We start from the raw sequence: 15,669 nt of genomic DNA on the forward strand, positions 1-15,669 counted from the left end.
TCAGACCTCCCTGGGTAAAAGTACAATCTTTCCCTCCACCTATCTGCTTCATTTACTTTGTATTGCTTTCGGCAGAAAGGACTTTGTTTTGTGTTGCAAACTCGTCCAACAATACTAGCCTCTTATGAAGTTCGTGTTCCTCAGACCGGAGGTTTGCCGCTCGCTTCCTTCAGATTCCACGTCACCATGGACACCCTTGCGTTAAGCTAACTGCTACTTCTGCCTTCACAGTTCGGGACTTACACCCTATAGATTGCACCCATGCCAGGCGCACAACCAGAAGAAGCCTGCACAACTCGTGCAGGCTTCTTTCATTGACTGGATCTATTAAAATTGTGTATAGCATTTTTTGCACTGCTGTCCATTTTTCTGCCGCTTGTTTTTCATACTGCAAGACGGGCATATGACAAAGCCGGTATTTTGATCCAGCCCTTTATTTTGATTAAAGTAGTTATGAAGAGCCTTTGACGCCAGAACTATGGTAAAAGCGATGCATCCCCCTAAAAGAACTAAGGTGATAACCATAATGATTCCGCTCATATCAACACACCCCTCTCACCTGTTTAGCTATCTCTCTTCATAACACTTCGAACATATGAACTTTCCCGTTTTTGAGGTAGGCTTTGATTTCAGGTATACCTTTGCGTTTCGGCCAGCGCATTTTCACATAAACCTCTTCGTCGCCTTCAATCTCCCCGCAGCATATCGAACATTCAGCCTTCTCTCCAAACATCTGCACCACACTCCTTTATTATTAGCTTGCGACCATACTATTTAAAATGACGGTGTATTTATTTTCACCAGTTGGTATTACTTCCTGTACCACATCTTGATGAGAACCAATTTCTTTCCTTTTATTTTCTATGATCTGCTGCAGGACCTCAGCAAGAGAATGGTTTTCCTGCAATTTGATATCCACGAACTGTTGATTATTCAACTAGATCCCCTTCTTTCATTCATATAGCTTATATACGTGGTTTGGCTCATATAGTTTCAAGAATTCACCTCCTTATCTCAATCACTTGAGTATTTTATCTAAATGAACGATTATAGATAAGTGAATTTAATGATTTGGAGGAGCTATTATGGAAACAAAAATAAATACTAAGGCGATACTCGTCACATTCATGATAGGTGCTTTCTTTGCGATACTGAATGAGACCCTTTTGAATATCGCCCTCACTGAGTTAATGACTGTTTTCAGCGTTGATGCGCCGACAGTTCAATGGATGGCAACAGGCTTCATGCTCGTCATGGGTGTATTGATGCCGATATCCGCCCTGCTGATCCAGTGGTTCACGACACGGCAGATGTTCATAGGAGTCATGTCCATATTCCTGCTCGGGACCATCATCGCCGCATCAGCATTGAACTTTCCCATGCTGTTGACAGGGCGGATGATCCAAGCCGTCGGAACCGGACTATTGATCCCGGTTATCTTCAATGCCCTGCTGCTGCTGTACCGGCCTGAAGTCCGCGGTAAAGTAATGGGAACGTTTGGGCTTGTCATCATGTTTGCCCCGGCAATCGGCCCTACCTTGTCCGGAGTGATTGTCGATTTGCTTGGATGGCGCTGGTTGTTTATTATCGTCATTCCTTTTGCCATATTTTCAATCTTGTTCGCGGTAAAATACTTGCAGAATGTCGGGGAGGTCACACGACCAAGTGTGGATATCCTGTCGATCATCCTTTCTTCCGTCGGAATTGGAGGAATTGTCTATGGATTCAGCAGCGCGGGAGAAGAAGGAGCTGGCTTTACATCTGTCAGGATCATTACCATACTGGCTGTAAGCTTCATCAGTATCATCGTATTTACACTGCGGCAGCTGAAACTCGATCAGCCCTTGCTCGATGTCAGGGTCTTCAAGTATAAAAGCTACGCACGCGGAATCATCATATTTGTCATCGTCATCATGGCTATGTTTGCTTCAGAAATCGTGATGCCGATGTATCTGCAAGGACCGCTTGGATACTCTGCAAAATTAGCAGGTCTCCTGCTGCTGCCGGGAGCATTGCTGAACGGCTTGATGTCTCCTGTGATGGGATCACTTTTTGATAAGTACGGTCCAAGAAAACTAATCATTCCTGGAACACTGGCACTTTTGGGAGTCATGATTTTCTTCAGTAATATAAATCCATCAGTCCCTATTTGGGCCTTCATTCTGGCATACATGATATTGATGCTCTCCATATCAGCAATCATGATGCCTGCCCAGACCAATGCACTGAATGAACTGCCGAAAAACTTGTATCCACATGGTACGGCAATCGCCAATACGCTGCAGCCGATCGGCGGCGCATTGGGTGTTTCCGTCTTTGTCAGCATCATGACACAGGGTGAGGCAAGCTACCTTGAAGGGAAAACAAATGTCACCGAGGAAGTCGCTAACCAGGCCATGACCTATGGTGTCCACCATGCTTACTGGTTCGCATTGGGGCTGGCCGCCCTTGCCTTCATCACTGCTCTCTTTATTAGGAAGGCCGTAGCACCGGATTTCGATGAAGAAAAGAGCCCTTCTGAAACAGGTGCTTGATTCTGCTTAGCTTAGATAATGCAAAACGCCTCCATTTTTGAGTGGAGGCGTTTTATTATTTGGCTCTTTTCGTAAACTTTGTTGCTATTTGACGCCAATTCTGAAATAAACCACCAGAATTCACGGGAATAACCTGGTAAATATGAAAAGAATAGAGCTGCTCTCCTAGATTTGAGAAAAAACCTTTAGTATTCGGGGATATCCGAAAGCAAAAATGGATGCGAAAACAGCCTATTATTTATTTCATAAGTGCTGAATCAGCTTTTTCTCTGCTAATTTTATCTGCTCGCTAACCTGTGAAGGCGAGGTGCCGCCATAGCTTTGTCTTGCCCCCACCACATGTTCCGGAGAGAGTACAGTATATATATCCTCTGAGAACAAGTGGCTGAACTGCTTGTATTCTTTCATAGTTAAATTCAGGAGAAACTTATTCTCGTTAAGCGCATAAAGCACTATTTTCCCGATGATTTCATGAGCATCACGAAAAGGAACCCCTTTGGTGACGAGATAATCGGCTATATCGGTTGCGTTTGAAAAGTCCTGGTTGACTGCCTCCCGCATGGCATCCTTGTTGACCTTCATGGTCTCAATCATCGGACCCAGTAACCCCAGCGACCCTTCCAATGTTTCAACAGTGTCGAACATTCCTTCTTTGTCCTCCTGCATGTCTTTGTTATAGGTGAGCGGCAGACCTTTCAAGACAGTCAGCAGACCAATCAGGTTTCCGTATACTCTGCCTGTTTTGGCACGAAGAAGCTCAGGGACATCAGGGTTTTTCTTTTGCGGCATGATACTGGATCCCGTGCAGAACGAGTCATCCAGCTCTATGAATTGAAATTCCTGGCTCGACCAAATCACCATTTCCTCAGACAACCGGGAAATATGTGTCATGATCAACGAACCAATGGAAAGAAATTCGACAATAAAATCTCTGTCACTGACCGCATCCATACTGTTAGGATATACATAATCAAACCCTAGAAGTTCAGCAGAACGCTCACGGTTAATTGGAAATGGGGTTCCTGCCATTGCTCCCGCTCCAAGCGGAGACCAGTTTACCCGTTTCAGGCTGTCCTGCAGCCGCTCTTTATCACGCTGCAGCATCCAGAAATAAGCCAATAGATGATGAGCGAAAGACACGGGCTGGGCTCTTTGTAAATGAGTATAGCCGGGAATGATGGTTTCAACATTGTTTTGTGCCTGAATTAGCAAGGCCTCCTGGACAGCGTTGACGAGTTCGATTATATGCTTTGTTTTCCGGTTGAGATAAAGATGCATATCCGTCGCCACCTGATCGTTCCGGCTTCTGCCAGTATGAAGCTTTCCTCCTGCTGGACCGATTAAATCGATTAACTGTTTCTCAATATTCTTGTGGATATCTTCATGTTCAACAGAATATTTCATGTTTCCATTCTCTATTTTATTCTTTATCTGTATAAGCCCCTCACTGATCGACTTGACGTCCTCCAAAGGGATGATTCCACATTCACCCAGCATTTTTGCATGAGCAAGACTTCCTTCGATATCTTCAAGTGCGAGCTTTTGATCAAACGAAATGGATGCGGTGAATTCCTCCACCAATTTGTTCGTCTCCTTCGTAAATCGTCCGCCCCAGAGTTTTGTCATTTTTCATCTACCTCCAATTTCCAAAGCTGCTCCTATGGCCCTGTAGAACTGTTTAAGACTGCACTTCCAATAGCGGTTTCTTTATTTACCTGAGAGTACACTTTTGTTGTTAATCCCCATAATTTTATAAATCCAACTGCCGCATTATGATCAAAGGCATCTCCTTTGGAATAGGTGGCAAGCTCTTCGTTATATAAGCTGTGTGAGGATTGGCGCCCCGTTACAAAGTGTGTTCCTTTATGAAGCTTGATACGGATCTTCCCGGTGACGACGGTTTGTGTCTCGTCGATAAATCCTTGAAGAGCTTTATTCAATGGTGAATACCACAAGCCTTCATAAATCAGTTTTGCCATCTGTGCGTCCACTGTTGTTTTAAAAGCGGTAATTTCGCGCGGCAGGGTCAGAAACTCCAGCTCTTTATGGGCATTAATCAAGATTAAAGCAGCCGGGTTTTCATATACTTCACGCGATTTAATTCCCACGAGACGATTTTCGATGTGGTCAATTCTTCCGATTCCATGTTTGCCGCCAAGTTCATTCAAGGTTTCAATGAGCGGTACAAGCTCCATCTTTTTACCATTTAACGCTGTAGGAACTCCTTCGACAAATTCAATTTCAATATTTTCTGCCTGTTCAGGCGTCAGCTCAATTGGGTTCGTCCAGTCAAAGGCTCCCTCAGGTGCTTCTGCCCAAGGATCTTCAAGCACACCAGCCTCACATGCACGGCCCCATATATTTGAGTCGATGGAGTAAGGATTATCCAAGTTGACTGGAATCGGAATCCCTTTTTCCTGTGCATAATGAATCTCCTCATCCCGGGTCATGCCCCACTCCCTTACAGGAGCAATAACTTTCATTTCGGGTGCAAGGGCATTAATGGAAACTTCAAACCGCACCTGGTCATTTCCCTTTCCCGTACACCCATGGGCGACCGCTGCTGCTCCTTCCTGCTTCGCTACATCAACAAGCAGCTTTGCAATCAGGGGACGTGACAAGGCGGAAGACAACGGATACTTGCCTTCGTATAAGCAGTTAGCTTTCAGTGCCGGCAGGATATATTCCTTAGCCAGTAATTCCTTTGCATCGATCATATACGCTTTTACAGCTCCAACTTGAAGTGCCTTTTCTTTTATAAAATCAAGGTCCTTACCTTCCCCGACATCCAGACCCAAAGCGATGACATCATAACCATACTTTTCTTGTATCCACTTAATTGAAACCGAAGTATCCAGCCCTCCGGAATATGCCAGTACCACCTTTTCCTTATTCACGAACTAAGCTCCCCTTCCACCAGTTGATATGAATTAAAATTAATTATACTGAATTTTTATACATAATCAACCGTTTTTTAAACAATTGATAAAAAGTATCACAGAATTGAATATTCATTTTTTTGAATAATTATATCCTTATGTTTTTGTATATGCCGGCAAATGCCCAATGTGTACAGCTTTAAGTGCAAGAAATTTTCTTATCCCTTTAAGACACATTTTTATTGAAACCAGGTGTTATTTTTGTGCTCAAGCATTATTAGCAATTCCATATCCTCCGTTTTTACTCGTGCTAATAGTTTTTCCCGCCAGGTTCTTCGTGCCTCCTTAGTAATGCTTTTGCCATCCAGAACAATATAACCGCTTTGAAAAAGGATGATCCTCGTTTGCGCTTTCAAAAGGGTCGACTCTCCGCAGCCGTTCGATCCGATAATGTTGTGATTTTGTTATCAGGAATCGCAATCGACATATCTTTCACGATAAGCTTTTTAACGCAGCCTATATGTTAATTGGTCTGTGTGAAGGCGAACCATATAAACTCTCTGTTATTTTTAATTAAACATTGATAATGATTATCAGTTTCGGTACAATGTAACTATAAATCTTTTAAACTTTCTGTCATTCTCACATTGAGAAGGATTCTTACATTTATAGAAATTACAGTATGAGGAGCGGTCATTATGAAGGAAACTGAATGCTTTGATGTCACCATCATCGGCGGAGGCCCCGCCGGACTCTATTCGGCGTTTTACAGTGGATTAAGAGGAATGAAGGCAAAAATTATTGAATTCCAGCCGCAGCTTGGAGGCAAAATCCACGTTTATCCTGAAAAAATGATATGGGATGTAGGCGGCTTGGTACCCACTCCAGGAGCTAAACTGATCGACCAGCTCGTTCAACAGGGCCTGACTTTCAACCCGGAAGTGGTCCTTAATGAGAAGATCGTCTCGATTGCACGTGACGAGGATGGACTGTTTCTGCTTAAAGCTGCATCAGGAAATGTCCATTATTCCAAGACTGTGATCGTCGCCGTTGGAAGCGGGATCCTTCAGCCGCAGAAATTGAATATTGAAGGAGCAGACCGCTTTGAAATATCAAACCTGCATTATACTGTTAAATCACTGAAGTATTTCAAGGACCGCACCGTGATCATTTCCGGCGGCGGCAACTCGGCAATCGATTGGGCTAATGAACTTGCCCCGATTGCTAAGCAGGTTTACCTCACCTGCCGCAAAGGCCAGTTGAGCGGACACGAAGCACAAGTGGCGCAACTGATGAACAGTTCTGCTCAGACATTCTTGAATACATCCATAACGAAACTTCTTGCTAAACATGGAGAAGATGTCATCGACCAGGTGGAACTGATAAACAATGTCACCCAGGAAACTTCCTCTCTCTCTATAGATGATGTCATTATCAACCATGGGTTTGACCAAGATGCCTCACTTCTGACAGACAGCGAACTTCATATTAAAATGATGGATAGCTTTTATATAGAAGGAAGCACTATGTGTGAATCCTCGATTCCTGGCATTTTTGCTGCTGGGGATATCATTAAACATGAAGGAAAACTGAACCTGATTGCCGGTGCGTTCCAGGATGCTGCCAATGCTGTTAATAAAGCGAAGCAGTTTATCGAGCCTGAAGCCGGAGCGTTTGCCATGGTTTCGTCTCATAATGAAGTGTTTAAAGACCGGAATAAAGAGCTGGTGCGGCAGCTGGTTAAATAAGGACAAAAGCGGAAGCGCCTTGTCCAGCCCCGACAGGAAAATGTTCCCAAGAGAAAAAAAGGCGGGCTTTCCTTTTATTCTCTTGGGGTTATTTGACCCCGAGGGGCTAGGCGCTGTAGCTGGACGTGAATAACAACTATACGTTATCAACAATGGTTGATTTTGAGCAATGGTGAAAAGGCGTATCCCCTTGGGGATACGCCTTTTTGATTAGTTGATCCTGGCTCAGTCTCACCTTTTAGAGCCTGGCTCAATTCCTCACTTTTGAGCCTGGCTCAATCCAACCTTTTTGAGCCTGGCTCAATCCCACTCTTTTGAGCCTGGCTCAATTCCTCACTTTTGAGCCTGGCTCAATCCTGCATTTTTGAGCCAGGCTCAATCCAACCTTTTTGAGCCTGGCTCAATCCTGCACTTTTGACCCTGGCTCAGTTCCACACTTCTGAGCCTGGCTCAATTCCTCCATTTTGAGCCAGGCTCAGATTCGCACTTTTAAGCCGGCTCAATTAAATTCAAAGCTCATCAAACCCATTGGCATCGGATGTTTTGGTATATTGTCTGGATTTCTGTTCAAAGAAATCTGTTTTGCCCATATCCACTTCCTGATAAGCGACAATCCACCTCAATGGATTGGACCTGTATCCCTCAAAAGGTGCCTGGAAGCCCAGCTGCTGAGCTCTTTTATTGGCCATGAATTTGATATACGATTCGATATCAGACATGAGGAGACCTTCAATTCTGTCGCCGATGATCTCCCTGCCCCATTCGATTTCGAGCTCTGCTGCCTGTTTAAAAGCTTTCATGCCAAAATCCTGGAGCTCCTTTGTATCATATTCGGGATTCTCCTTGAGAACTTCTTTAAATATTTTTTCAAAAAGCCCCACATGGAGCTGCTCATCTCGGTTGATGTAATTAATCATCGTGGAGGTTGCCACCATCTTTTGATTGCGTGCGAGATTATAGAAGAAGGCAAAACCTGAATAGAAGAACAAGCCTTCTAAAATGACGTCATAGACAATGGAATGAAGCAGGTTTTCGACATTCGGATTCTCGACAAACCCCTGATAGCCGTTTGTGATGAAGTCGTTCCTTTTCCGCAATGTCGGTTCTGTTCTCCAGTAATCGAACACTTCATCCTGTTTTTTCTTGGATACGATGCTGGACAGAACGTAGCTGTACGAGTGGTTGTGGACGACCTCCTGCTGTGCCAAAATGATCATCAGCGCGTTGAGGCTTGAATCCGTTAAGTAGTCGGCAACCTTTCCGGCGTAGTCCGTCTGGATGCTGTCGAGCAGTGCAAGCAGACCTATCACTTTCAGGAAGGTTTCCTGTTCCTGCTCAGTCAAATTCGGAAACTGCTTGATATCTTTAGACATATTAATCTCAAAAGGTGTCCAGAAATTCCCCAGCATTCTCTTGTATTTAGGATAGGCCCATGGATACCTGACATCATCCCAATTCAATATATTTGAACTTCTTCCGTTGATGAGACCTGTGGAAGCGTTCGGTGCCTCAGAATCTATCAGACTTCTTTTCTCTAGTTTGACCATTTTCCATCCATCCTCTCGGGAATTTCTCAGCTGTGGCAGCTTTCACAATCATCAATTTCGGCATTTGAAGTGGAGCGGACATAGTAGGTTGTCTTCAATCCTGACTTCCAGGCATCAAGATGAATATCCAGCAGGGATTTTGCCTTGATGTCGTTACGGACGTACAGGTTGAACGAGATTGATTGATCTATGTGGCGCTGGCGTTTTGCATTCTGTTTGATGCTCCAATGCTGGTCGATGTTATAGGCTGTTTTGTAGTACCAGGTAGTGTGCGGCGATAAATCCGGTGCCGTCACCGGGATCTTGTAATCTTTCTTTTCCTCTGAGTATTCCAGGCGGAAAATAGGATCAATGCTGGCAGAAGAACCGGCAATCAGTGAGGTGGATGAATTCGGGGCGACTGCCATTAAGTAACCATTTCTGATGCCATGCTGCTCCACCTGCTCCTTAAGCTCCACCCATCTGGAAGAGTTGTACCCTCTTTTATCAAAGTAAGTGCCCGTCGACCATTCTGAACCAGGAAAATAAGGATAGGCCCATTTTTCTACTGCCAGTGAGGCGCTCGCTTTTATCGTAAAATAGGCAATTTCTTCATATAAAGAATCACAGTATGCCACCGCTTCATCACTTTCCCACTTGATTCCTTCCTGAGCGAGAAGATGGTGCCACCCGTATGTTCCCAGCCCGATTCCGCGGTACCTTTCGTTGGTAAGCTCCGCCTGAAGGACCGGGATGTTATTAATATCGATAACATTATCGAGCATTCTCACGGCGATGGTGATCACTTCTTCAAGGACCCCATCCTTTACAGCCTTAGCCAGGGAAACGGAAGACAGATTACAGACAACATAATCTCCAGGCTTTTTATAAGTGATGATCTTTCCATCGGAAACCAGCTCTTCTTCCATGACTGTCGGGCTCATGTTCTGGGTGATTTCTGTACAGAGGTTGCTGCAATAAATCATTCCTTTATGCTGGTTTGCGTTCATCCGATTCACTGTGTCTCTGTAAAACATGTAAGGAGTTCCTGTTTCAAGCTGCGAAATCATGATGGACTTGAACAGGTCTATGGCAGGAACGGTTTCATGGGACAGTTCAGGATGAAAGGCGCATGCCCAGTACTTCTCCCGGAAAGACCCCTCCCCTTGCTGTTCATCGTAAAAATCTTCAAGTGAGAAGCCCATGACTTTTCTTACCTCATGAGGATCGAACAGGTACCATTCTCCCCTGTTTTCCACCTGCTCCATGAAAAGGTCAGGAAGGCATATCCCAGTAAACAAATCATGGGTGCGCTGCCTTTCATCCCCATTGTTCAGCTTTGCGTCCAAGAACGGAAAAATATCTTTATGCCAGACATCCAGATAGACCGCGATCGCTCCCTGCCTCTGCCCCAGCTGATCAACGGACACAGCGGTGTTGTTAAGCTGCTTCATCCAGGGAATCACTCCTGAACTGACTCCTTTAAAGCCTTTTATATCGCTTCCCCTGCTCCTGATTTTCCCCATGTAGATGCCGATTCCTCCACCGTTCTTGCTCAAGGTTGATACATCGGTATTCGAATCGTAGATGCTTCTCAAGTCATCTTCAACGGTATCAATGAAACAGCTTGAAAGCTGCCCGTAGCTTTTGCCGGCATTTGCCAAGGTCGGTGTTGCAACCGTCATATACAGATTGGAAAGCGCCCAATAAGCTTCCTTCACAAGATCGAGACGTTTCTCTTTTGGTTCTTCCGCCAGCAGAGTCATCGCAATAATCATAAATCGTTCCTGCGGCAGCTCGATAAATTCGCCAGTATGGGACTTGGCTAAGTATCTTTCCGCCAAAGTGACAATTCCTATGTAAGTAAACAGCTTGTCCTTGCTTGGATCTATCACTCTCTCAAGAACCTCAATCTCATCAACGGAGTAGGTTTCACGAAGACGCTTACCATAGATTCCAAGGCTCTCCAGCATCTCAATCATTTTATAAAATGAGCCGTAACCCTTATTGGGATCCGTTCCTCTTTTCCCTGAACTTTTCCGGTATAAGCTTCTCAGATAGATATCTGCTGCAGCATAAGTCCAGTCCGGTTCGCTGCTGCTGATTCTCTCAACCGCTGCAAGGGTAAGCGTCTTTTCAAGCTGCTCTGCCGTTAAATCAGGCTTAGCCGCGATAGTTTGAAACACTTTCTCCTCATATTGATCGAAAAAGAGCGACTTGTGTCTGTCCTTTAATTTTCCTAAAAATTCCTGTACTGGAGCTTTATGTTGCTCTGCTGTTAATTCCATTATTATTCCTCCCTGTCACTCTATTGATTTCTCATTTCAAGGCGGTGCTGTTTACGCTGCTGTGCTGTCTTCAACAGCCGTTCCTCTTCTACTGTCTGAGGGATGACCCCGGGCACTGGTACCGGCCTGCCTTCTCTATCTTTCGCTACCATTGTGAGAATCGAAGTGGTGGTAAGAGTCTTTCTGCCTGACTCCAGATCCTCACTTTCCACCTTTACAAACACTTCCATTGAGGTACGCCCTGTCGAGACAACACAGGCTTCCAAGGTAAGAATATCCCCTACGACAGCTGACGTTAGAAAATTCACCGTATCAATAGAGGCCGTTACCACAACTTTCCTGCTATGCTTCATGGCGGAAATCGCGGCTATCTCATCAATATAAGATAAGACTGTTCCCCCAAAGATGGTGCCCATATGGTTGGTGTCCGGGGGAAGCACCAGCCTGGTAACGATAGTTCGGGACACGTGAGATGATAAAGCTTCCATTTTTCATGGCTCCTTTTTATTCAATTTCTTTCAAGAAGAAAAATAGGGAAGGCCTAAAAACACAGACGCCCTGGTCCGCCCCGACCGGCAAATGTTCCGAGGGGCTGAAGCTGGCTCGACGTGGAAAACATAGTTAATAGTCATCCACAGAGGTTGATTTTTAATTCCCCATAAAAATCAAAAAAACCCATCGCAAAGGATGGGTTTTTAAACGGTGATATATTAATAGACAGTACAGTCGAATCTACCAATGTATCCTCGTTATACCTTCCCAATTCCCGAAGAAGATAAGACGCTATAAAAATGGCAGGTCTCCTGACTTGTGCTTTCAATCTACTTTAAGTCCTTCCCGTCTTTTTCGAAGACAGTGGTCATCACTTATTTCGTCAGCACTTACAGTTGCGGGGACAGCTCCGGATTCTCACCGGATTCCCTATTAAGTCTATATAGACACCATTTTTACCGGCATTACACAATATGTAGTTGTAAAATCATATCAAGACACATAATATTGTGTTCTCTTTTTAGATGATAAAGGAAATGAAGAAGGAATACAATAGATTTGCCTGATAAATTTTTAGTTTTAAAGAAGTGGGCTTTCTGTGAAGAAGGAGGTTTTAGCAACGCCTGTGTTGCACCATTCTTTAGTAAAATTATTATAGAGGATATACTACTACTGACATTATAAGATTATTTTGAAGGAGAATTAGTGATGAAATCACAACTTAATTCCTATCTGTATGCCCTCCATTCTCTATCCATTCCTTTGGGTAAAGAAGACCTGCTAACAAGGAATTTTCTTATAGAAAAAACCGGAGATATAGAAATGTACTATGCACCACATAATGAATACATTAATAAAGAAGCTAAAGTTGTCCTGGCCGGAATTACACCGGGATGGACGCAAATGAAAGCGGCTTATGAAGAAGTTCTAAGAGGAGTTGAAAAGAAACACTCGAATGATCAGATTTTATGCGACGCCAAACAAGCAGCCGGATTTTCAGGGACTATCCGAAAGAACCTGACCGATATGCTCGATCAATGCGGGCTGCCCGAAACACTGGGTATCGAAAGTTCATTATCACTTTTTCAACAATACCGGCCACTGCTGCATACTACCTCCATCATCAAGTACCCTGTCTTTATCTCGGGAAAGAACTACACTGGCCACCACCCTGCTATCGATCATTCTCCACTGCTCTCACGGTATGCTTATCAAGAATTTGCAAAGGAACTGGAGCACATTGGGTCTAAGGCTTTGGTCATTCCACTGGGGAAAACAGCAGAGAAAGTTTGCAGGATACTTTTGGAGACGGAAAATCCCCCGGGACATTATTTCTTGTTCGGATTTCCCCATCCTTCAGGAGCAAACGGCCACAGGTTAAAGCAGTTCCATCAGAACAAAGAGGAAATGGAAAATATTATTAAAGACTGGGGCAGCAGAGTGTTTTGAATTTTTTTGAAATCAGCAGCCCCTGCTAAAAAAGGATTTTGCCGGTGATAATCTGAGGAAGGGTTGAACCGCGATAAATTTTGACAATAATAAAAAGCCTGGTTGAAACCAAGCTTTCATAACGCCATAAAGGTTCTTATAATGATCAATACCGTTTCGAGAGGACAACAAACGATAAAAACACGGTTAGTATAGTCAATGCTGCCAGTAAACTTACAGTCTGATACCCATTTAAATGAATGATGTTCAATTGAAAGAGCGGCATCAGAATGATCATATAACGGGAAAACTATTTTCCTGCGCACAGATGTTTTTAGTTCCAGAACATCCTGCTTTAACTTTTCCAACGCACGGGTGCCATCATTATCATCGATTTCTGTATCGGTTTTTCCGATTACCGTTTCAGGATGAAAATCAGGATGAGGATTATAAATCCAAGTATATTTGAGAGAAGTATCACAGTGGGCCAGAATCATAGGTGAATTATGTAAGGAGAAGTAAAATGGATTTTCATCCATTGAAAAGGCAGAATAGTGGAATTCCAGGATATTTGCTATTTTCTTGGCAACATCATCACCGGGCTTCCGCTCCCCATTTTCAATCTGTGCGAAATAAGAGCGGTCGATAAAAGCCTGATCAGCGACCTGTTTTTGTGTATAATTTCTCTCTTTTCTTAATGTTATCAACCAAGATCTTTTAGACATATAACAAACAACCTTTCCATTCATTCAAAGTGTGGCTATCAAGCCACACTTTTGATTATGTATAAATATTTTAGTATAGTCACGTGGCAGTTTTGCCACTATTATTCAGCGTTCCTAACTATTCCATACATGGAAAATATAGTAGGAGGGGATTCAATGACCAAGCTCTTCGATTTTTCCCAGTTTAACGATAATAGTACCGATGCAAAAGTTGTATTGATTTCTGGGAATATAGTATATGCAAACCAGGCTTTCGTTTGCCTTCTTGGACACCAAGACACAGAAGGGGTAATTGGAAGCAGCGTTTTTGCGTTTTTCCATTCTCCGTTCAAAAAGCAGGAATTAGCACATTTATTAAAGGCAGGAAATGGTGAATTGTTGTCATCAACTCAGCATCAGCTGGTCCGATCTGATAACCGTTTAGTCGATGTTGAAGTCATGTCTGCTCCTTTCCTCCATAATGGCGAAGTATTTGTGCAGGCAGCCATCCGCGACTTATCAACTTTTAAAAACAATGGCAGGATCAACATACAACTCAGTAAAGATAATCAAAATGTGTACATCTACATAAGAGATAATGGAAGCGGTATTTCAAAAGAAGACCTATACAAAATCGGCAAGCCATTTTTCACGAGCAAAGAAAACGGAAATGGGCTTGGATTGATGGTCTCCTTCAATATCATTAAAAACCATAATGGCACTATCCTCATCGATAGTGAAGAAGGCCTGGGAACCACCTTTACCATCATATTGCCGCTGGCATCTGAACAAGCCCCCCTCATTCACCTTAAGGGAGGGCTTGTTTTTGGTACGCTCTTTTCACAAGGCTATTTTCGCTATTGTGGCTGCATTAAAAAGCAAGGGATTTCCACTCCGTCGGGCGCGCAGAGCCTCCCCAAGCATCTTAAAAACGGAAGCGGCCGTTAAGCACCAAAGGATTGTAAGGCTCCTTCATGAAATAAAGGAAACGGAGGCCATTACATCCTTTAATTACGCAGGATAATATATACCGCATAAGCCACGTATGCAATAACCAGAAAAAACCCTTCCACTTTTCCCACTTTGAAGTTTGTTCTGGAAAAGATGAGCAGAACTCCTGTCAGGATGATCATCAGCACAACATCGATGAAGATCTTGCTGTCTACAGCCAGAGGAGAAATGACAGATGCAGTACCCAGGACAAACAGGATATTAAAAATATTGCTTCCCACTATATTCCCGATGGCTATATCACTTTGCTTTTTGATGGCTGCTGTTATGGATGTAATCAATTCAGGCAGAGATGTCCCGACAGCGACAATGGTCAGCCCGACAAGTGTCTCGCTCATCCCGAACGAAAGGGCGATTGAAGTTGCATTATCGACGACAATATCCCCGCCAAAGATGATTGCAGCAAGGCCAGCGATCGTCAATAAAGAATTCTTTCCCCAAGAAATCGGTTCCGAAGCAGAGCTTTCCTCTTTGAGCTGGTCCCTGCTTTTTCTGGCAACCTCGAAAATATAGTAGAGAAATATCGTAAAGAATAACAGCAGGATGAAGCCGTCTCCTCTGCTGATGAAGTTCTCACTAAGGAATTGCAAGCTGATGTCACTGATGACAACCAATAAAGTGATACTCGCCACAAGAGTGAACGGTATCTCCTTCCGTATTGTTTCGTTCTCCACTTTCAACGGGTTTATGAGGGCCGTCAATCCAACGACAAGCGTTATATTAAATATGTTGCTTCCGACCACATTCCCCAATGCTACCCCGGCGCTTCCATCAAGCGCAGCAGCGATACTGACGGTGGCTTCAGGTGAACTGGTTCCAAACGCCACGATTGTCAAGCCGATCAATAAAGGAGACACTTTAAGCGCCTTCGCGATGTTTGAAGAGCCTTCCACAAAGAAATCTGCTCCTTTGATTAATAAGGCGAAACCGATAATTAGAAAAATATAGTTCATTGCTTTCCTCCTTTCAAATATACCTATGCTTTAAGTTTACCCTGACTTCTCTAAATATCACAATTTTCGTCCATAAGAAGAGCCTGCCCACTAGGGCAGGCTCTTC

General features: G+C 43.8%; 14 protein-coding genes and 1 riboswitch. Of the genes, 4 read left to right on the forward strand and 10 right to left on the reverse strand.

The annotated features are described in order from the left end of the window. Nucleotides 1–577: 577 nt before the first annotated feature. Together FZC78_RS19425 and FZC78_RS19430 are read right to left on the reverse strand one after the other, a co-directional pair. Nucleotides 578–733, reverse strand: a complete 156-nt coding sequence (locus FZC78_RS19425; protein WP_353733586.1) for a Fe3+ hydroxamate ABC transporter substrate-binding protein — start codon at nucleotides 731–733, stop codon at nucleotides 578–580. Nucleotides 734–754: 21 nt separating this feature from the next. After that, a complete protein-coding gene (locus tag FZC78_RS19430) occupies nucleotides 755–937 on the reverse strand; it encodes a hypothetical protein (RefSeq protein WP_148941740.1) in 183 nt (60 codons plus the stop codon). A 148-nt stretch (nucleotides 938–1,085) separates the two neighbouring features. Here FZC78_RS19430 and FZC78_RS19435 point away from each other — a divergent pair, with 148 nt between their 5' ends. Next, on the forward strand, nucleotides 1,086–2,534 hold the full coding sequence (locus FZC78_RS19435; protein WP_148941741.1) for an MDR family MFS transporter: 1,449 nt from the start codon (nucleotides 1,086–1,088) through the stop codon (nucleotides 2,532–2,534). A 243-nt stretch (nucleotides 2,535–2,777) separates the two neighbouring features. On the opposite strand, the gene argH is transcribed toward FZC78_RS19435, so the two are convergent. From argH to FZC78_RS24790, 3 genes are all read right to left on the reverse strand, one after another. Continuing rightward, nucleotides 2,778–4,160, reverse strand: coding sequence for an argininosuccinate lyase (argH, locus tag FZC78_RS19440; RefSeq protein ID WP_148941742.1), 1,383 nt, complete (start codon nucleotides 4,158–4,160; stop codon nucleotides 2,778–2,780). A gap of 32 nt (nucleotides 4,161–4,192) precedes the next feature. Beyond that, nucleotides 4,193–5,431, reverse strand: coding sequence for an argininosuccinate synthase (locus tag FZC78_RS19445; RefSeq protein WP_148941743.1), 1,239 nt, complete (start codon nucleotides 5,429–5,431; stop codon nucleotides 4,193–4,195). Between the two features lie 221 nt (nucleotides 5,432–5,652). Next, nucleotides 5,653–5,829 carry a hypothetical protein gene (locus tag FZC78_RS24790; RefSeq protein ID WP_252183691.1) on the reverse strand — a complete coding sequence of 59 codons (177 nt, stop codon included), beginning with the start codon at nucleotides 5,827–5,829 and terminating at the stop codon, nucleotides 5,653–5,655. 282 nt (nucleotides 5,830–6,111) lie between these two features. On the opposite strand from FZC78_RS24790, the gene FZC78_RS19455 reads away from it, so the two are divergent. Next, complete coding sequence (locus FZC78_RS19455) at nucleotides 6,112–7,161, forward strand: NAD(P)/FAD-dependent oxidoreductase (protein ID WP_148941744.1); 1,050 nt, start codon at nucleotides 6,112–6,114, stop codon at nucleotides 7,159–7,161. A 509-nt stretch (nucleotides 7,162–7,670) separates the two neighbouring features. Here FZC78_RS19455 and FZC78_RS19465 read toward each other — a convergent pair. The 3 genes from FZC78_RS19465 to FZC78_RS19475 are packed head-to-tail and all read right to left on the reverse strand — an operon-like array spanning nucleotide 7,671 to nucleotide 11,463. After that, nucleotides 7,671–8,708, reverse strand: a complete 1,038-nt coding sequence (locus FZC78_RS19465) for a ribonucleotide-diphosphate reductase subunit beta (protein ID WP_148941746.1) — start codon at nucleotides 8,706–8,708, stop codon at nucleotides 7,671–7,673. Nucleotides 8,709–8,734: 26 nt separating this feature from the next. Further along, nucleotides 8,735–10,975, reverse strand: coding sequence for a ribonucleoside-diphosphate reductase subunit alpha (locus FZC78_RS19470; RefSeq protein ID WP_148941747.1), 2,241 nt, complete (start codon nucleotides 10,973–10,975; stop codon nucleotides 8,735–8,737). Between the two features lie 20 nt (nucleotides 10,976–10,995). After that, complete coding sequence (locus FZC78_RS19475) at nucleotides 10,996–11,463, reverse strand: acyl-CoA thioesterase (RefSeq protein ID WP_148941748.1); 468 nt, start codon at nucleotides 11,461–11,463, stop codon at nucleotides 10,996–10,998. Nucleotides 11,464–11,751: 288 nt separating this feature from the next. After that, a riboswitch (cobalamin riboswitch) is annotated at nucleotides 11,752–11,936 on the reverse strand. Between the two features lie 239 nt (nucleotides 11,937–12,175). On the opposite strand from FZC78_RS19475, the gene FZC78_RS19480 reads away from it, so the two are divergent. Next, on the forward strand, nucleotides 12,176–12,916 hold the full coding sequence (locus FZC78_RS19480; RefSeq protein ID WP_148941749.1) for a uracil-DNA glycosylase family protein: 741 nt from the start codon (nucleotides 12,176–12,178) through the stop codon (nucleotides 12,914–12,916). Between the two features lie 116 nt (nucleotides 12,917–13,032). On the opposite strand, the gene FZC78_RS19485 is transcribed toward FZC78_RS19480, so the two are convergent. Continuing rightward, complete coding sequence (locus FZC78_RS19485; RefSeq protein WP_252183692.1) at nucleotides 13,033–13,620, reverse strand: helix-turn-helix domain-containing protein; 588 nt, start codon at nucleotides 13,618–13,620, stop codon at nucleotides 13,033–13,035. A 156-nt stretch (nucleotides 13,621–13,776) separates the two neighbouring features. Here FZC78_RS19485 and FZC78_RS19490 point away from each other — a divergent pair, with 156 nt between their 5' ends. After that, the gene (locus tag FZC78_RS19490) at nucleotides 13,777–14,547 is read left to right on the forward strand and encodes a PAS domain-containing protein (RefSeq protein WP_187445024.1); all 771 of its coding nucleotides are present in this window, start codon (nucleotides 13,777–13,779) and stop codon (nucleotides 14,545–14,547) included. Nucleotides 14,548–14,606: 59 nt separating this feature from the next. Here the strand turns inward: FZC78_RS19490 and FZC78_RS19495 are convergent, their stop codons facing one another. Continuing rightward, a complete protein-coding gene (locus tag FZC78_RS19495) occupies nucleotides 14,607–15,563 on the reverse strand; it encodes a calcium/sodium antiporter (RefSeq protein ID WP_148941750.1) in 957 nt (318 codons plus the stop codon). Nucleotides 15,564–15,669: the final 106 nt, after the last annotated feature.

It is taken from the genome of Rossellomorea vietnamensis (genome assembly GCF_008180415.1).
Taxonomy (GTDB): Bacteria; Bacillota; Bacilli; order Bacillales; family Bacillaceae_B; genus Rossellomorea; species Rossellomorea vietnamensis_C.